This window comes from Arthrobacter sp. WCS2018Hpa-7 (assembly GCF_031843805.1).
Taxonomy (GTDB): domain Bacteria; phylum Actinomycetota; class Actinomycetes; order Actinomycetales; family Micrococcaceae; genus Arthrobacter.
Window position 1 is genome coordinate 39508 of the sequence record NZ_JAVTJB010000026.1, and the last position, 17736, is coordinate 57243.

Genomic DNA, 17736 nt, shown 5'->3' on the forward strand with positions numbered 1-17736 from the left:
ACCCAGGCTTCAGACTTAGGCGAAGTCGGAAACTGCCGGGTCCGGTCCGATGCGGCCTTCGGCACCGCGGTCCAAGCTGTTAATCGCCTCGATGTCGGTGGCGTCCAGAGTGACGTTGAGCGCCGCGAAGTTCTCCTGAATGCGGGACTCGGTGACGGACTTGGGAATGACCACGTTGCCGATGGCCAGGTGCCAGGCGATGACTACCTGGGCAGGCGTGGCAGCGTGTTTGGCGGCGATCTCAGCAACCGTGGCGCTTTCAAGCAGCTCGCCACCCTGGCCCAGCGGGGACCAGGCCTGAGTCAGGATGCCCTTGGAGGCGTTGAACTCGCGAAGGTCGGCCTGGTTGAAGAACGGGTGGAGCTCAACCTGGTTGATGGCCGGAACAACACCGGTTTCATCGATGATGTGCTGCAGGCCTTCCTTGGTGAAGTTGGAGACACCAATGGACTTGACGCGGCCGCGCTTCTTGAGCTCGATGAGCGCCTTCCAGGTGTCAACGTACTTTTCCTGCTTGGGCTGCTGCCAGTGAATCAGGTACAGATCCAGGGTCTCGAGGCCGAGGCGGTCCATGGACTCCTCGAACGCTGCAAGCGTGGATTCGTAGCCCTGGTCGGCGTTCCACAGCTTGGTGGTGATGAAAATTTCCTCGGCGGAAAGGCCGGAGGAGGCAATGGCTCGACCGACGCCTGCCTCGTTGCCGTAGATCTTGGCGGTATCGATGTGGCGGAAGCCGGCTTCAAAAGCCTGGCGCACCACCTTTTCGGCTACATCGTCTTCAACTTGCCACACCCCGTAGCCGAGCTGGGGGATGGTGTTGCCGTCGTTGAAAGTAAGTGTTGGTGACGAAGTCATGTCTGCCATACTGCCAGCACAAACCTGTGAAAAGCCCGGAATGTTACGGAGATCAGCTATGCGCTTAACTTATTGCGCGGGAGGAATAAAAGCGTGCGCGTGTAGTTGCGCACGCTTTGCATATTTGTCGGTTCGTTAGGCTCCGAGCTGACGCTCCGCGTCAGCCACCTGCTCGAAGACAGACTCCGAGCGCCGCCGGACAGAGAGCGCCCCCACAGGAACCGGGCCAACGGCCAACCTCAACATTGCGGCCGCCTCCGCAGTGGTGGCAAGGGAGTTTCCAGCCTTGGACAACGCCCGGTGGACACCTGCCAGCGCCCCCGGAACATCAAGGCCATCGCTCGGGGAGCGCCGTTGCGCCTCCACGCAAATGGTCCTCACGCGCGGAGACAACTCGGCGAGCTCGTTGGCGATCTGTACAAGTTCGTTGTACAACTGGTCATCGTCAACGCCTTCAAGAACCTGGTGGTACCGGTCCAGGCCACGGTGGAAACGGTCGTGGGCGCGTCGCCACAACCCCTTGCCGAGCTCCAGATCGTCTTTCCGTCCTTGGCGGACGGCCCCAAAGAAACCCACGTGCGAACTCAGAGGTACTGACCCGGACCGTGGTCGGGGTCTTCCGGCCGGCCCTGCGCAGCAGCACCAGGAGCTCCCGGCGCTGCGGCACGCTGTGGCTGGCCGTTTTCGCCAATGACGACGCCCGGCGCGATGACAGTTCCTGGCGGCAGCTGACGAAGCTGCATCTGCGCGGCGGCATGTTCCTTGGCGGCCTGCTGGGCGGCGATGGCTGCCTGGATGCCGTGGAACAGGCCTTCCAGCCAACCCACCAGCTGTGCCTGGGCAATGCGAAGTTCCGCATCGGAGGGCGCCTTTTCATCGGGGAAAGGCAAACTGATGCGTTCCAGCTCCTCGATGAGTTCAGGGGCGAGCCCATCTTCGAGTTCCTTGATGGAGCGCTCATGGATTTCTGCAAGGCGCCCGCGTGCAGCGTCATCCAGGGGCGCGGCTTTTACTTCCTCCAGGAGCTGGCGGATCATGGTGCCGATTCGCATCACTTTGGCTGGCTCGTCAACAAGTTCGTGAAGATTACCGCCCTTGGGTTTGGCATCCTTCCCGGACTCTCCCCCGCCGGGCTGCTGTCCATCGGGATTCTCAAGGCCCTCGTCCAGAGTGGTTCCCTCCACGGGTTTGTCGTCCGAAGCCTCATCCGTGGGCTGAATGTCGTTCAGATCGCTCATTCGTTCATACTCTCATGGGGTTCACGCCAACCCCCGTCCAGTCCCTCATTTTGGACTTCGTTCGTAGCGAAACTTGGTTCTCCTTCAGCAGCAGCGGCCTTGGGGATTGCTGTCCTGCCGGTCCATCCGGTCCCGCCAGAACTCACGTTCCGTCATGGCAGGACCGGCATGGCCCGAGGCATTGAAGTGTTCAAGGTACTTGCGGTAGGCGTCAGCACCCATGAGTGAACCCATATAGTCGGCGAACCCGCGAAGCCCTTTAGCCACGGCATTCATCAGTGATGCCCGGCGTTCTGCGTGCGTTTCTCCGCAGGCAGGGCATTCCACTCCGCCAGCAGGGCCTTCTCCGCGGAAGTGGGGATCAGTCCGGCCGGGGCATACACCTTGGATGGCACGGCCGGGTCCTCATGGTCTTGTCCGCCGCCGGCACGGATGGCCTTGATGGTTGCCAGCAGGGCGGCGACAATCACGATGATGCTCAACGTCACGAAGATGACCGAAAGCACTCCCTGGATCATGGTGTTGCGGACCACCGCTTCCATGGCTGCAACGGTCTTCGCCGTGCCGAACTCCGTCTTGCCGTCCGCCAAGGCCTTGGAGAACGCCTGGTTGTTGGCGAAGTAGCCCACTGCGGGAACCGGCGAGAAGATCTTGTGGAAGCTGGCAGTAATGGTCACTACTGCCGCAAAGGCCAGCGGCAGCGCCACAATCCACAGCCACTTGAACACTCCCCGCTTGGCAGTGATGGCCAGGCACACCGCCAGCGCGATGGCCGCCAGGAGTTGGTTGGCAATGCCGAACAACGGGAAGAGCGTATTGATGCCGCCCAGGGGGTCGGTAACGCCCATCAGGAGCACCGCGCCCCACGCACCCACCATGATGGCGGTGCACAGCCAGGCGCCGGGACGCCAGGAGGCTTCCTTGAACTTGGGCACAAAGTTGCCGATGGAATCCTGCAGCATGAACCGGGCAACACGCGTGCCGGCATCCACTGCGGTGAGGATGAAGAGTGCCTCAAACATGATGGCGAAGTGGTACCAGAAGGCCATCATGCCGGGTCCGCCGATGAACTGCTGCATGATGTGCGCCAAGCCAACCGCCAGTGTAGGTGCACCACCGGATCGGGAGATGATGCTCTCCTCGCCCACATCCTTGGCCGTCTGGGCCAGCACGTCCGGGGTGATGTTCACATTGGCCAGGCCGAGGCTGTTCACCCACTGCGCTGCGGATTCCACCGTTCCTCCCGTGAGGGCAAGAGGCGCGTTCATGGCGAAGTAGATGCCGCGGTCGATCGAGATGGCAGCTACCAGGGCCATGATGGCCACAAAGGACTCCATGAGCATGCCGCCATAGCCGATGAAGCGCGTCTGCCGTTCCTTCTCAATCAGCTTGGGCGTGGTGCCGGAGGAAATCAGGGCGTGGAATCCTGACAAGGCACCACAGGCGATGGTGACGAAGAGGAAAGGAAACAGCGCCCCGGAAAAGACGGGTCCGTTCTCACGGCTGGCGAACTCGCTGAACGCGGGAACAGTGATTTCCGGACGAACCACAATGATGGCCAAGGCCAGCATCACGATCACGCCGATCTTCATGAACGTGGAGAGGTAGTCACGCGGCGCCAGGAGCAGCCAGACCGGCAGGATGGCAGCAATGAAGCCGTAGACGATGATGCCCCAGGCGATGGTGACCTTGTCCAGGTGGAAGAAGGCTGCACCCCATTCGGTTCCGGCCACTGCGCCGCCGCCGATGATGGCCGCCATCAGCAGGACGAAGCCAATGATGGACACTTCCATCACCTTGCCCGGCCGGATGAAGCGGAGGTAAATGCCCATGAACAGTGCGATGGGGATGGTCATTCCCACAGAGAAGACACCCCACGGACTCTCGCCAAGGGCGTTGACCACGACGAGCGCAAGGATGGCCACGATGATGATCATGATGAGCAGGGTGGCCACGAGGGCCGCCGTGCCGCCAATAACGCCAAGTTCTTCCCGTGCCATCTGGCCCAGGGAACGGCCACCGCGGCGCATGGAGAAGAACATGACCAGGTAGTCCTGCACGGCACCGGCAAGAACGACGCCGATGATGATCCAGATAGTGCCTGGCAAATAGCCCATCTGGGCTGCGATGACAGGTCCCACCAGCGGCCCCGCGCCGGCAATGGCGGCGAAGTGGTGGCCGAACAGCACATTGCGGTCAGTACGGACATAGTCCTTGCCATCAGCCTTGTACTCGGCAGGAGTGGCGCGGCGATCATCCGGTTTGAGCAAGTAGCGCTCAATGACCTTGGAATAGAAGCGGTAGCCAATCAGATAGGTGCATACCGCGGCGAAAACGAACCAGATGGCGTTCACCGTTTCGCCGCGTACCAGCGCCAGCATGAACCACGCCACCGCTCCCAGCAACGAGATCGCCACCCACAGCCCGATCTTGGCCGGAGTCCATTTACTCTCTTCAGCCTCCCGGACGGAGTCATCCACGGCCGGGGAAGGCAGCGTCGGATCAAGCTCCTCCTCGAATTCGCTGAGGTCAAGTCCTTGTTGGTCAGGGGCTCTGCCCATGTCTCCTCCTTGAGAACTGCTGGCGTCGGGGCACTGAATATTCAGGGAGGACGCTAACAGGGAGCTCAGAAACAGTAGATCTGCCCACGCCGGAACATGGGGGTGGGTGCGGTAAGCGGTGGTATTAGTGCGGTGGGCGTGGCAGCTGGTTGGCTAGCCCGCTCCCCCGTTGGCCTGCGCCTGCACCATGCGGGCTTCACACAGATCCAGCCAGCGCACTTCGGCTTCCGCTTGGAAAATCAGGGAATCGAGCACCAGAAGTCCGGCGGTGTCCACGGAACGCTGGTTGGCTGACACTGCCTTCCTCGCCAGCGTGTGTTCCTGCAACGCCCTGACGGACACCTCACGCTGGGATTGGATCACCGCGGAGGTATCCACACCGGGCAGCGTCACGGCAAGGGCCAGCTTGATGGCGATCTCGTTTCGCGGCGGGGCGCCACGGTCCACGGCGCCGCCAAACCAAGCCTCGACTTCCCCAGCACCAGCGTCAGTGATGCTGTAGATGACGTGGCCGCCGCCGTCGTCGCCGTCTTTACTGACCAGGCCGTCGCGCTCAAGGCGGTCCAGGGTGGTGTAGACCTGTCCGATGTTCAGCGGCCAGGCGGCACCGGTCCGGTCCTCGAATTCGACGCGCAACTCATAGCCGTACCGGGGCTGGTCCTGGAGCAGGGCCAGCAGGCTGTGCCGGATGGACATATGGCTCCTCGCTGCGGTTGGACGGACGGATCAGAGGAGCAGCAGGACCTTGCCCACGTGCTCGCCCGAGTCGAAATATTGGTGGGCTTCCCGGACGTGGTCCAGCGGGAAGGATTTGGCCACGAGTGGCCTGATCCTCCCGTCGGTGAGCATCGGCCACACAGACTCCCGGACGGCGGACATGATGATGCCTTTTTCTGCCACAGACCGCGGCCGAAGCGCTGTACCTATCACGGCAGCCCGCTTGCTGAGGAGTTGGCCCAGGTTGATCTCTGCGGTGGTCCCGCCCTGCAGGCCGATGACGATCAGGCGGCCGTATTCGGCGAGCGCGTCGACGTTCTGCCGGAGGTACTTGGCACCCACGACGTCGAGGATCACGTCCGCGCCTTTGCCCCCGTTTTGCGCCCTGAGGCTTTCAGCGAAGTCCTCTTCGGTGTAGTTGATGGCGATGTCGGCCCCGAGGAAGGCCTTGGCGGTTCCCACTTTCTCGTCGGTTCCGGCAGTGGTGGCTACCGTTGCGCCGTGGGCCTTGGCCAACTGGATGGCCATGGTGCCGATGCCGCCTGTGGCGCCATGGATGAGTACTGTCTCCCCGGGCTGCAGCTGCGCGGTCATGATGAGGTTTGAGTAGACGGTGGCAGCAACTTCAGGCAGGGCCGCGGCGGTAATGAGGTCCACGCCTTCGGGAATCCGCAGGACCTGTTCCGCGGGGACGGCCACCTGCTGGGCGTAGCCGCCGCCGGAGAGCAGCGCAACGACTTTGTCCCCCACGGAGAACGCCTTGGTGACGCCGGGACCAAAGGCTGCAATGCGGCCGGAGACCTCAAGCCCGGGAATGTCGGATGCGCCCGGCGGTGGCGGGTAGAAACCGCGCCGCTGCTGGACATCCGCACGGTTCAGGCCGGCAGCCACGACGTCGATCAGGACCTCGCCGGCGCCTGGCACCGGTGCGGGGACCTCGCGTATTTCGAGGACTTCGGGCCCGCCTGGCTCTGAGATGTAGACGGCTTTCATGACGAACTCCCGGTTTCTTGCTGGTCCTCGGGCCCCCGGGGCAGGGGTTGGAGGAGGTGATGTTTTGGAACAGCCAACTCCCTATGAAACACTACTAGGCGAGGAAGGTTGTCCGAGCGGCCTAAGGAGCTGGTCTTGAAAACCAGTGTGCGGTAACCCCGTACCAAGGGTTCAAATCCCTTACCTTCCGCCAATGAGATGCCCCGGGTTCCAGGACCCGGGGCATCTTTGTTGTTTAGATGCTGTTCCGCAGGGCCGCCAGGAGCGCGCAACTGAGAACTGACACCCGGAAGATCATTGAAAGTGTCAGACCCCCCGCATAGTGTTCTGTCTGTCTCCACACCATTGACATATGCCGTAGCTTTCGCCGCGGAATAACAACAGGAGCCTGACCCATGCCTAAGCCTGACATCACTCCCGGTGCACCCTGCTGGATTGATCTGATGACGTCCGATACTGAGAAAGCGAAGACGTTCTACAACGCGCTTTTCGGATGGACGTATGAGACCGGGGATGAGGAAAAGTACGGCGGCTACATCACGGCATTGAAGGACGGTCGGATGGTGGCAGGCATCATGGCGAAGCAGGCTGACATGGGTGCCATGCCGGATGTCTGGTCCACTTACCTGCGCACCGATGACATCAAGGCAACCACCGAGGCAGCCGCCGCCCACGGAGGCCAGGTGTATTTGGAACCCATGGAAGTCCCGGAGCAGGGCAGCATGGCCATGTACGGTGATGCCTCGGGCGCGTCCATCGGCGCCTGGGAGTTCGGTGAAATGACGGGCTACGAGCTGGCGGCTGAGGCCGGTGCTCCCGCGTGGCATGAACTCCTTTCCAAGGACTACGAGGCAGCAGTCACCTTCTACCAAAAGGTCTTCGGCTGGGACACGGACGTCATGAGCGATACTCCGGAGTTCCGGTACACCACCCTTGGCGCCGGAGACGACGCCAAGGCCGGCATCATGGATGCCTCCGGTTTCCTTCCGGAACAGGTCCCCTCCATGTGGAGCGTCTACTTCGCTGTGGAGGATACGGACGCCACCGTGGAGCAAGCCACGGCCTTGGGCGCCACCATCACACAACCTGCAGAGGACACTCCGTTTGGTCGTTTGGCGACGCTGCAGGACCCCACGGGAGCTGTCTTCAAAGTTATCCAGGACCTGGGCCAAACGGCCTAGGTTTCATCACATCGGGCCTGCCCGGCTGCCCCCTACCCAGGGGTGGCCGGCCGGATCCGCTCATTGCCGGCGTTGGGGGATCAGCCGGCGTGGGTCCTTGTCTGGTCCCCCACTGTTGATCGCAGGCCTGTTGCCTGCTATCCCCCGGGGAATGAGGACCCACATGCACCACTTTTCACGCCCACTCAGGACTGCCGCTGTTCTGGGCATGGCCTCGATCGCCCTGGCGGGCTGCTCGCTGATCAGCAGCGGCGACGCCAAGCGGGACGAATCAGGAAAGCCTACGGAATCGTCCAAGGCCGATGCCTTCAAAGTGAAGTTGGGCGACTGCATCGCCAATCCGGACAGCCAGGAAGTTATGGATGTCACCATCATTCCGTGCGATCAGAGCCACGACCTCGAGGCCTACGCGCTGACCAACATGGACGCGTCCACGTTCCCCGGCGACGCTGAGGTGGGTGCCAAGGCTGAAGAGTACTGCGGAGCCCAGTTCGCGCCGTTCGTTGGCTTGCCGTTCGAGGAATCCGAGCTGGACGTCACTTTCCTCCACCCCACCGGTGATTCCTGGAAAAACGGAGACCGGGAGATCGTCTGCCTGATCGGTGGCGCAGCAGGAGCCGCCACCGCAGGGACCCTCAAGGGCGCCGCGAAGTAACGCGGGAGCACCGAGGGAACCCTGCGGCCACCCTCGGTCCACCTCCCATTCATTCCATCGTGTTCTGCTATGCCCGAGCACCAGGTTTACCCCGGAGTAACTTCCGGAACAGCGCCCACTTCACAAGATTGCGGGCGTCGTCCAAAGGGCCCCACAGGGTCCCCTAATGAAAGTTAGAGCGGATGCAACAACAACATTGGAAAGTACTGGCAGGAACGGTCTTGTCAGCGGGGTTGCTTGCCGCCCCGCTGACGGCCGCGCCTGCCATGGCAGCGGATGATCCGTCCGCCCCTGCCGGCTCATCGCCGGTAGTCATCAACGAGGCTTACCTCAGCGGTGGCAGTGCCGGCGCCGCATTCAAGAACAAATTCATTGAGCTCTACAACTCCTCGGATTCACCCGTCAGCCTGGCAGGTTGGTCGCTGCAGTACCGTTCAGGAACAGCCACCGCCGCACCCACGGGGATCACTCCCCTGACCGGCAGCATCCCCGCCAAGGGCTACTTCCTGGTCCAGGGAGCCACCAACAGCGGAACCTCCACCGCCCCGGCACTACCCACGGCCGATGTCCAGGCCACCGGAACGCTGAACCCCAGCGGCACCACGGGAACGCTGGTCCTGGCCAAGCAGGCCACCGCTGTGTCCCCGCTGCCGGCTGGATCAGTGACGGGCAACGCCGCCATCGCCGACCTCCTTGGCTATGGCACCTCCAACACCTTCGAGACCGCTGCGGCAACTGCGCCCAGTGGAAACTCGGACGTCAAGAGCCTGAACCGGACCAACGGGGCAGATACAGACTCCAACGCCACAGACTTCAGCCTGAACGCCACCATTACGCCCACGGCCTCCAATGGCGGCGGGACGCCGCCCACGGATCCGGAGCCGGAGCCCGGCGTCAAGACCATTGCCGAAATCCAGGGAACGGGTACGGTCAGCCCCTTGGCCGGCAGCACCGTGACCACCCGCGGCAAGGTCACCGCCCTGTACGCAACCGGCGGGTTCAACGGCTACTACGTCCAGACCCCCGGAACCGGCGGCGATACTGCCGGGGCGGCCAGGACGTCGTCGGACGCTTTGTTCGTCTACTCACCCTCGACCACCGGAACCGTCCAGCAGGGCGACTATCTGGAACTCACAGGTGTCGTCAGCGAATTCGCCAACCAGACCCAGCTCACCGTTGAAGCTGCAGGGTTGACGAAGCTCACTGAAGCGGCCCCCGAGGTCAAGTCCACGCCGTTTGCGTTGCCGGCGAATGAGGCCGCGAGGGAAAGCCTCGAAGGCATGCTCGTGGCTCCCCAGGGCGACTTCACTGTCACGGATAACTACTCCCTGAACCAATACGGCGAAATCGGCCTCGCAGCCGGGACCTCGCCTTTGGTCCAGCCCACCGCAGTGGCGGTTTACGGGTCACCGGAGTACGCCGCCGTGGTGGCGGACAACGCGCTGCGCGGCATCAAGCTCGACGACGGCGCGTCCACCAACTTCCTCAAGGACGCCACCACCAAGGCCCAGCAACTGCCATATCTGACAACCTCGGATCCTGTCCGCGTGGGTTCGCCCGCACAGTTCCAGACCGACGTCATCCTGGGCTACGGCAACAACTCCTGGAAGTTCCAGCCACTCACCGCACTCAACGCGGACAACGCGGACTCGGTCCAACCGGCCGGCTTCACCGCCACCCGGCCCGAAGGTCCCGCTGATGTGGGAGGCAGCCTCAAACTGGCGTCCTTCAATGTGCTGAACTACTTCCCCACCACCGGTGACCAGCTGGCAGGCTGCGTCTTCTACACTGACCGCGAGGGCAACCCGATCACGGTCAAGGAAGGCTGCAACGCCCGCGGTGCTGCCAATGCGGAGAACTTCGAGCGCCAGCAGGCCAAGATCGTAGCGGCCATCACCAAGTCCGGTGCCGACGTCGTATCCCTCGAGGAAATCGAGAACTCCGCACAGTTCGGCAAGGAGCGCGACTACGCGTTGTCCAAGCTGGTAGAGGCCCTCAACGTCAAGGCACCTGGCGTGTGGGACTACGTACGCACGCCCGCCAACGCTCCCCCGCTGAGCGATGAAGACATGATCCGCACTGCGTTCATCTTCAAGAAGGCCGTGGCTGAGCCCGTGGGCGAATCCATCATCCACAACGACACCGTGGCTTTCGCCAGCGCACGCAAGCCGCTGGCCCAGGTCTTCAAACCGGTTGGCGGAGCCGATGACAAGAAGTTCATCGCGATCGTGAACCACTTCAAGTCCAAGGGCTCCGCCGCTACTCCGGACGATACCGACAAGGGCCAGGGCGCCTCGAACATTGCCCGCACCAAGCAGGCTGAATCGTTGCTTGCCTTCTCCAAGGATCTCCAGGCGTCCAAGGGCACGGACAAGGTCTTCCTGATCGGTGACTTCAACGCCTACGCCAAGGAAGACCCCATCAACGTCCTCACCGCCGCCGGCTATTCCGACCTTGAGGTGGGCACCGGCAAGCACTCCTACCTGTTCGGCGGCATGGTGGGTTCCCTGGACCACATCCTCGCTTCCCCTGCTGCCGCCAAGGCCGTCACTGGCACCGACATCTGGAACATCAACTCCGTGGAGTCCGTCGCGCTGGAGTACAGCAGGTATAACAACAATGTGACCAACTACTATGCCGCGGACGAGTTCCGGGCCAGCGACCACGATCCTGTGGTGGTGGGCCTGAACCTGACCACGGAAGCACCCGCAAGCGTTGACCTGCAGTTCCTGGGGATCAACGACTTCCACGGCCGCATTGACACCAACACCGTGCTCTTTGCCGGAACGGTGGAGAAGCTCCGCGCGGCAGCTGCCCCCGGCGCTACGGCCTTCATCTCGGCCGGCGACAACATCGGCGCCTCGCTCTTCGCTTCTTCAGTAGCGAAGGACCAGCCCACCATCGACGTCCTGAACGCCCTGGAGCTCCAGGCTTCCGCTGTGGGCAACCACGAGTTCGACGGCGGCTGGCAGGACCTGCGCGACCGCGTCGTCGCCGGAGGTACCAACGCAAAGTTCGCGTACGTCGGTGCGAACGTCTACCAGAAGGGCACCACCACTCCAGTTTTGCCGGAGTACAAGGTCCTGGACATGAACGGGATGCGGGTAGCAGTCATCGGCACGGTCACCCAGGAAGTTCCTTCCCTGGTAACGCCGGCAGGCATCACGGACCTCGAATTTGGGGATCCTGTGGAGGCCATCAACCGAGTTGCAGCGAAGATCAAGGGTGACGATCTGGCCGACCTGATCATCGTGGAAAACCACGACGGCGCCGCGTCCGGCACTCCTGAGGGCGCCACGCTGGAGCAGGAAGTTGCCGCCGGCGGGCCCTTCGCCAAGCTGGTCAACGAAACCACTCCAGACGTTGCTGCCATCTTCACCGGACATACCCACAAGGAATACGCCTGGGACGCACCCGTGCTGGACTCCAACGGCCAGCCGACCGGCAAGACCCGTCCCATTGTGCAGACCGGAAATTACGGCGAGAACGTGGGCAGCGTGACGCTCACAGTGGACACCGCCAGCAAGTCGGTGACGGCGTACAAGGCCGCAATCGTGGATCGGACCACCGAGACCGCCGAAAGCCTGGTTGCTGCTTACCCGCGGGTGGCTGCAGTGAAGACCATCGTGGACAAGGCGCTGGCCCAAGCTGCTGAAATCGGCAACCAGCCCGTTGGCGCAGTGACCGCCGATATCACCACCGCCTTCACCCCGGATCCTGCCGGCGGCGCCCCCAAGCGGGACGACCGCGCGAACGAATCCACGCTGGGCAACCTGGTGGCGGATTCCCTGGTGGAGACGCTCAAGGCACCCGAACTGGGTGCGGCGGAGATCGGCGTCGTGAACCCCGGCGGCCTGCGTAACGAGCTCTACTACGCCCCGGATGGCACCGTCACTTACGCCGAAGCCAATGCGGTCCTGCCGTTCGTGAACAACCTGTGGACCACGTCACTGACAGGTGCCCAGTTCAAGACACTCCTGGAGCAGCAGTGGCAGACCAACGCTGACGGCACTGTACCCAGCCGCCCCTACCAGCAGCTTGGCCTGTCCAAGAACGTCAACTACACCTACGACGCCGCCCGTCCCGCAGGCGACCGGATCACCGGCATCTGGGTGAACGGCGCCGTCATCGATCCCGCGAAGCAGTACAAGATCGGCACGTTCAGCTTCCTTGCCACCGGTGGCGACAACTTCCGGGTCTTCAAGGAAGGCAGCAACACCAAGGACACCGGATTGGTGGATCGCGACGCCTGGATCAAATACCTGCAGGAGCACAAGCCGGTGTCGCCGGACTTTGCCCGTCGTTCAGTCGCTGTGGCGAACTCCACCGCAGCCGAGGTCAAGGCAGGCGAACCCATCGCACTGGCTGTCTCCAAGCTGAACCTGACATCCATCGGCAGCCCTGCCAACGCCACCCTCAACGCCGTCTTTGTTGACAGCAAGGGTGCGGCAGTGACGCTCGGGCCCGTTCCAGTAACAGCGGGCGCAGCCACGGTGGACCTCAAGGTTCCCGCCTCGGCAGCGGCCGGCACCGGCACGTTGGTGCTCACCGCCGTCGAAAGCGGAACCGTGGTGAAGGCGCTGGTGACGGTTGCTGAGAGCGGCCCGAACCCGCCACAGTGCACCGCACCTGCCAAGCCGTCCAAGTGGTACGACATTGTGGGGTGGCTGCGGTACGCGTTCGCCTGGTTGGAGTACCAGAGGTGCCTGCGGGGCTAGCAACCCCGTGAACGCCAAAAGGCAGGGCCTTCACGAACTTTCCCTTCGTGAGGGCCCTGCCTTTGTGCTCGCTGATCTTTGTGCGCGTTGTGTCGATCCGTAGCAGTGTGCGGCTCAGCGGGCCAGAATGCTGCGGGCAATCTCGTCGGCATCCCGGAGGGTCCGCTGTCCGCTGGCGTAGGCCGGCCCGGTCCGGGGCCGGGCTTCCGCCGCGATGGCGGTGCCCCACTGCACCGCGGAAAGTTGAAGACCCAAAACGTACAGGTTCTTGGTGACGGACCCGTTCGCCGCCAAGGGCCTGTAGGGATGCGGCTCAACGTCCAGGCCCGTGGTCTGTACAGGTGCGCCCTCGCCGCCCATCATGATCTTGGTCCGCACCAGGCCATCAGCCATCAGCTGCTCCAGCAGCGGGGACACGTTCCTGCCCACCCTGTTAGCCGGCGACATCGCCTCGATCAAGGTAGGTGCTTCGGCCGGGGCATCGTGCACCCACGGTGAAACCGCCCTGAATACCTTGGCTGCCCGGTCCACGCTGAACGCCGGGTCGGGTCCCACGAAACTCACGACGCCGGCACGCGCCAAAGCGGCCAGCTGCTCCGAGCGCAATGCAGGGGCCCCGCTGGCCAGCCCTTCGACAAAGGACTCGAACCAGCCACGCAACCCTGAGAGCCACGATTCGTCCGTGATGCCGCCATCGGCCACCACCGATTTGAGGATGGCCCGGCCGGTGTGGAGCGCACCAATGGCCATCTTGACGGGGTCCGCCTCGCCGAGGGCGGATCGCCGCGCATCATCATCCAGGTAGGCCGTGATGGCCGAGTCCAGCTCACGTCGGGAGGCAAAGGTGCGTCCTGCCAATGGAGCGGCAAGTCCGCGGAGGTTCAGCCGGCGGGAGGACACAACGTGCTTTTCCACGAGGTCACCCACGCTGGACTCCCAGTGCGTGGTGGTGTGCGCGTGCGGTTGGAGCGCGTCCTCAAGATCAGCGAGGAACTGCGCAGGGTCCTTGATGGCCGTCGGCTGGGAGCGGGCCAGCGTTGAGTAGTATGCCCACAAAGCGTCGCGGTGCAACAGCGGCCAAAGATCATGGTCAAAACCAGGTTGGATTCCCGCTGCACGGAACACGTCCACGGCGTCTTCGGTCAGGTACCGCATGGTGATGCTGCTCGGATAGTAGCCGTCCAGGCCGGCCTTGGCCCGGTACGGCGTGCCGCGGCGGGAGGCGGCGATGATTTTCGGCTCGCGCCCCGAAGTCCGATACTCCAATACCCCGGCTCCCGGCGCACCTGCATCAACAAACTTGCCACCGCGCCCCTCCGTCAACTGGCCCATGACGTCAAAGAAATTCAATCCCATGCCACGGACCAGCACGGGTTCGTTGTCCGGCACGGTTTGCCAGTCAACGTCGGCCGGCGGTGCGGGCGGGAAATACCGCAGGCCCTGCTCGTCAGCGGCGCGCTTGAATGAGCGCTGTTCCGGATTCAGCCGGGACTCAATGTGCCCCAGGGCGAGGACGACGGAGCCGACCGTGAGGGTGACGCCGTTGGCGAGTTCGACGTCGAACCCGTCCGCCATAGCGTTCGCAGCGCCGTCCCCCGCGCGGTTGGCCCTGCCCTCCGCACTGTTGGCCCTGCCCTCCGCACTGTTGGCCGTGCCCTCCAACCGAGGGCGAGCCGCCACGGCGGTCGTCTCATGGAAGGTGACCTCGACGCCGTCGGGAAGCCGTTCGAGCAACGCCGCCAAGGTTTGGCGCAGATACCTGCCGTACAGCGCGCGGCTGGGGAAATTGTTCGACTCGAGGGTGGCCAACTCGGCCTTCTCAGCGTCGTTCAGTCCAGCGCCATCACGACGCCGGGCCTCACGCCACTGGTCGAAGGAACCACCTGCCAGCGGCGCGGCCAACATAGGGTCTTCGGGGATGAGCGTCGGATAGAAAGACTGGGTGTTCATCAGGTACAACCGCGACTGCTCGGGCTGCCACACGTGGCCCGATCCGGCCGGGAAAGGATCCACCACATCAAGGTGCAGGGTGGTGCCCGGAGGCCGCCCGGCAGCCCAATTCGCAAGCAACCGCTCCAGGACGCTGGTACCCCGAGGGCCGGCCCCAATCAGGGCGACACGGTTGGTTTGCGATTTAGCCACGCTCAAGCCTAACTTCTGCGTGACTTGCTTACGGCAGAACAGTGTTGCTTGGATGGGGCGATGACCACCACAGAAGCTGATCAGACGCCACTTCCCGAGAATGACACCGCCAGCCCCTCCGGGCCGCGCCACGCTGCGGACGTGTCGCCTGAGCCCACGGATGAAAACGTCTGGCTTGAGGAGATCCACGGCGAGGAACAGCTGGCATGGGTCCGCGAACAAAACGCCCGCACCGAGGAATTGCTCGAGGACGCCGAGTACGCCGCTGTTGAAGCCGGCATCCTTGAAGTCCTTGACTCAACAGACCGCATCGCCATGGTCTCCAAGCGGGGCGGCTACTACTACAACTTTTGGAAGGACCAGGAACACCCCAAAGGCCTCTGGCGCCGTACCACCTGGGAAAGCTACCTCACCGAGGAACCCGAGTGGGATGTCCTGCTGGACATCGATGCCCTTGCCGCCGCCGAAGGTGTGGAGTGGGTCTTCCATGGCGCCGGTTTCCTCCGGCCGGCCGATGGCGACGAATACCGCCTGGCCATGGTCTCGCTCTCCCCCGACGGCGGCGACGCGGACCGCCACCGCGAGTTCGACGTCGAATCCCGCACCTTCGTGGAGGGCGGCTTTGACCTCCCCACCGCCAAGGGAAACGTCAGCTGGTTCGACGCCGACACATTGCTGGTGTCCAGCACTGCGGAGGGACTGCCCGCAACCACGTCCTCCTATGCACGGACCGGCGTGAAGCTGCGACGCGGACAGACACTGGCCCAGGCCGAGCGGCTCTTTGAGATTCCCGAGGACCACATGCTGGCCATGGTGGCCCATGACTCGACCCCGGGCTACGAGCGGACCTTCGCCGTGGACTACATCGATTTCTACAACCGGAGCACCTGGCTGCTGCGCGAGGACTCGTGGGTGGCAATCGAGGTTCCCACCGACGTCAACATCAGCGCCCACCGCGACTGGCTGTTGTTCCGTCCGCAGAAAGACTGGGATGTTGACGGCTCCGTGTACCCGGCGGGATCCCTGCTGGCGGCCGATTTCGAGTCCTACCTTGCGGGGTCCAGTTCGCTGCTGGTCCTGTTTACTCCGGACACCCAGACGTCGCTGCAGTCCTGGAGCTGGACCAAGGACTACCTGCTGCTGAACCTCCTGCGCGACGTCTCCTCGGAGATTCGGGTGCTGGACCCGTCCACTGTCGACTCGGCTGGTGCGTGGGCATCCACCCTCCTGGATGCGTGCCCGCCGCTGCACGATGTCAATGCCTATGCCGTGGACGACGAGGACCAGGGCGCAGCCGGCAACGATTTCTGGCTGGTGGCTACCGGCTTCACCACTCCGACTACTCTCACGCGGGGGGCGCTTACGCGCGGTGGTGACGGGCAGTCCGCCGGTGGTGCGGGCGACGCCGATGGCGAGCAGTCCGGCGGCGTGGAGAGCCGGCACGCAGAAGTGAAGCGGTCGCCGTCGTTCTTCAACGAAGCCGGATACGAGGTCCAGCAGCACTTTGCCGTCTCTGCCGATGGAACGAAGGTTCCATACTTCCAGGTGGCGTCCAGGGATCTGGTACTCGATGGCCAAAACCCCACGCAGCTCTCCGGCTACGGCGGGTTCGAGATCTCCCGGACCCCGGCCTACAGCGGATCGATCGGCCGGGCGTGGCTTGAGCGGCGAACGGTGGGCGTTTCCTCCGAGGACGGCTCCGGCACGCACTCGCGCGGCGGCGTGTATGTAGTGGCCAACATCCGGGGCGGTGGCGAATACGGGCCCTCATGGCACCGGGCTGCCCTCCAGGAAAACCGTCACCGCGCCTACGAGGACTTCGCTGCGGTGGCCCGTGACCTGATCTCCCGCGGCGTGACCAGCCGCTCGCGTCTGGGCTGCGTCGGCGGCTCCAACGGCGGGCTTCTGGTGGGAAACATGCTCACCCAGTACCCCGAACTGTTCGGTGCCGTGTCCTGCGGCGTGCCGCTGCTAGACATGCGCCGGTACACCAAGCTCTCGGCCGGCTACTCGTGGATTGCCGAATACGGGGACCCCGATGTCCCCGCGCAGTGGGAGTTCATCCGCACCTTCTCGCCGTACCACCTGCTGCACGACGGCGTGGAATACCCTGAGACGTTCATCTGGACTGCCACCTCCGATGACCGTGTGGGACCCGTCCAAGCCCGCAAGATGGCTGCACGCATGCAGGCCATGGGCATCCCGAATGTGTGGTTCCACGAGGCCCTGGAAGGTGGCCATGCCTGCGCCTCGGACAACAGGCAGGCGGCGGCGTTGCAGGCGCGGAGCAACCACTTCCTGTGGCGTTCGCTGGCCGGAAGCAACTAGTAGCTCCGACCCGCCCGATTCGCTGGTTCGCTGCCTGCCAGGCCGTTCGCACGGCCCGTCCCGCAGCGAACCAGCGAAATGGGCGGGAGAATGGCCGCGTTTTGCGCTCGACGGCACGTTCTGCGTATCCTTGGTGGGCTAGCAATAGCAAAGGGAGACGTGCCAGAGCGGCCGAATGGGCTTCACTGCTAATGAAGTGTGGGGCACAACTCCACCGGGGGTTCAAATCCCCCCGTCTCCGCGAACAGGTCCCGGTTTTCGAACCGGGACCTTTTGCGTTTAACCCCGTTTGGGGGTTATAGGCCAAAACGTGTGTAAATCTCGGGTGTGTCATGTGCGGCCTGCCCA

12 protein-coding genes and 2 tRNA genes are annotated in these 17736 nt (G+C 63.5%); 6 read left to right on the forward strand and 8 right to left on the reverse strand.

Annotation, left to right across the window (positions count from 1 at the left end; genetic code table 11):
- Positions 1-15: 15 nt before the first annotated feature.
- The 7 genes from RQH14_RS20585 to RQH14_RS20615 form a co-directional block, all read right to left on the reverse strand.
- Entirely contained in the window at positions 16-855 is an 840-nt protein-coding gene (locus tag RQH14_RS20585; RefSeq protein WP_311214983.1) for an aldo/keto reductase, read from the reverse strand.
- A 135-nt stretch (positions 856-990) separates the two neighbouring features.
- Positions 991-1431: a hypothetical protein gene (locus tag RQH14_RS20590; RefSeq protein ID WP_089593773.1), complete on the reverse strand. Its 441-nt coding sequence runs from the start codon at positions 1429-1431 to the stop codon at positions 991-993.
- 8 nt (positions 1432-1439) lie between these two features.
- Positions 1440-2093, reverse strand: a complete 654-nt coding sequence (locus tag RQH14_RS20595) for a bacterial proteasome activator family protein (protein WP_311214984.1) — start codon at positions 2091-2093, stop codon at positions 1440-1442.
- A gap of 84 nt (positions 2094-2177) precedes the next feature.
- Positions 2178-2369, reverse strand: a complete 192-nt coding sequence (locus RQH14_RS20600; protein WP_311214985.1) for a YbdD/YjiX family protein — start codon at positions 2367-2369, stop codon at positions 2178-2180.
- The gene (locus tag RQH14_RS20605) at positions 2369-4654 is read right to left on the reverse strand and encodes a carbon starvation CstA family protein (RefSeq protein ID WP_311214986.1); all 2286 of its coding nucleotides are present in this window, start codon (positions 4652-4654) and stop codon (positions 2369-2371) included. Before RQH14_RS20605 ends, RQH14_RS20600 begins: the two co-directional genes overlap by 1 nt.
- 153 nt (positions 4655-4807) lie before the next feature.
- Positions 4808-5350 (reverse strand): PadR family transcriptional regulator, encoded by a 543-nt coding sequence (locus RQH14_RS20610; protein WP_311214987.1) that lies wholly within the window; start codon positions 5348-5350, stop codon positions 4808-4810.
- Positions 5351-5380: 30 nt separating this feature from the next.
- Positions 5381-6364, reverse strand: a complete 984-nt coding sequence (locus tag RQH14_RS20615; protein ID WP_311214988.1) for an NAD(P)H-quinone oxidoreductase — start codon at positions 6362-6364, stop codon at positions 5381-5383.
- Between the two features lie 102 nt (positions 6365-6466).
- Here RQH14_RS20615 and RQH14_RS20620 point away from each other — a divergent pair.
- The 4 genes from RQH14_RS20620 to RQH14_RS20635 all read left to right on the forward strand — a co-directional run bounded on the left by RQH14_RS20620 (position 6467) and on the right by RQH14_RS20635 (position 12918).
- A tRNA-Ser gene (locus RQH14_RS20620) sits at positions 6467-6557 on the forward strand.
- 202 nt (positions 6558-6759) lie between these two features.
- The gene (locus tag RQH14_RS20625) at positions 6760-7545 is read left to right on the forward strand and encodes a VOC family protein (RefSeq protein WP_311214989.1); all 786 of its coding nucleotides are present in this window, start codon (positions 6760-6762) and stop codon (positions 7543-7545) included.
- 163 nt (positions 7546-7708) lie between these two features.
- Positions 7709-8200 carry a septum formation family protein gene (locus RQH14_RS20630; protein WP_311214990.1) on the forward strand — a complete coding sequence of 164 codons (492 nt, stop codon included), beginning with the start codon at positions 7709-7711 and terminating at the stop codon, positions 8198-8200.
- A gap of 182 nt (positions 8201-8382) precedes the next feature.
- On the forward strand, positions 8383-12918 hold the full coding sequence (locus RQH14_RS20635) for an ExeM/NucH family extracellular endonuclease (RefSeq protein WP_311214991.1): 4536 nt from the start codon (positions 8383-8385) through the stop codon (positions 12916-12918).
- Positions 12919-13032: 114 nt separating this feature from the next.
- Here the strand turns inward: RQH14_RS20635 and RQH14_RS20640 are convergent, their stop codons facing one another.
- Entirely contained in the window at positions 13033-15060 is a 2028-nt protein-coding gene (locus RQH14_RS20640; RefSeq protein WP_311214992.1) for an FAD/NAD(P)-binding protein, read from the reverse strand.
- Positions 15061-15120: 60 nt separating this feature from the next.
- Here RQH14_RS20640 and RQH14_RS20645 point away from each other — a divergent pair, with 60 nt between their 5' ends.
- On the forward strand, positions 15121-17388 hold the full coding sequence (locus RQH14_RS20645) for a prolyl oligopeptidase family serine peptidase (RefSeq protein ID WP_311214993.1): 2268 nt from the start codon (positions 15121-15123) through the stop codon (positions 17386-17388).
- A 153-nt stretch (positions 17389-17541) separates the two neighbouring features.
- Positions 17542-17629: transfer RNA gene (locus RQH14_RS20650), tRNA-Ser, on the forward strand.
- The last annotated feature ends 107 nt before the right edge of the window (positions 17630-17736 follow it).

Excerpts from the sequence above, each read along its gene's own strand:
- RQH14_RS20585 (WP_311214983.1), bottom strand. The coding sequence starts at position 855 with ATGACTTCGTCACCAACACTTACTTTCAACGACGGCAACACCATCCCC.
- RQH14_RS20595 (WP_311214984.1), bottom strand. The coding sequence starts at position 2,093 with ATGAGCGATCTGAACGACATTCAGCCCACGGATGAGGCTTCGGACGAC.
- RQH14_RS20600 (WP_311214985.1), bottom strand. The coding sequence starts at position 2,369 with ATGAATGCCGTGGCTAAAGGGCTTCGCGGGTTCGCCGACTATATGGGT.
- RQH14_RS20605 (WP_311214986.1), bottom strand. The coding sequence starts at position 4,654 with ATGGGCAGAGCCCCTGACCAACAAGGACTTGACCTCAGCGAATTCGAG.
- RQH14_RS20610 (WP_311214987.1), bottom strand. The coding sequence starts at position 5,350 with ATGTCCATCCGGCACAGCCTGCTGGCCCTGCTCCAGGACCAGCCCCGG.
- RQH14_RS20615 (WP_311214988.1), bottom strand. The coding sequence starts at position 6,364 with ATGAAAGCCGTCTACATCTCAGAGCCAGGCGGGCCCGAAGTCCTCGAA.
- RQH14_RS20625 (WP_311214989.1), top strand. The coding sequence starts at position 6,760 with ATGCCTAAGCCTGACATCACTCCCGGTGCACCCTGCTGGATTGATCTG.
- RQH14_RS20630 (WP_311214990.1), top strand. The coding sequence starts at position 7,709 with ATGCACCACTTTTCACGCCCACTCAGGACTGCCGCTGTTCTGGGCATG.
- RQH14_RS20635 (WP_311214991.1), top strand. The coding sequence starts at position 8,383 with ATGCAACAACAACATTGGAAAGTACTGGCAGGAACGGTCTTGTCAGCG.
- RQH14_RS20645 (WP_311214993.1), top strand. The coding sequence starts at position 15,121 with ATGACCACCACAGAAGCTGATCAGACGCCACTTCCCGAGAATGACACC.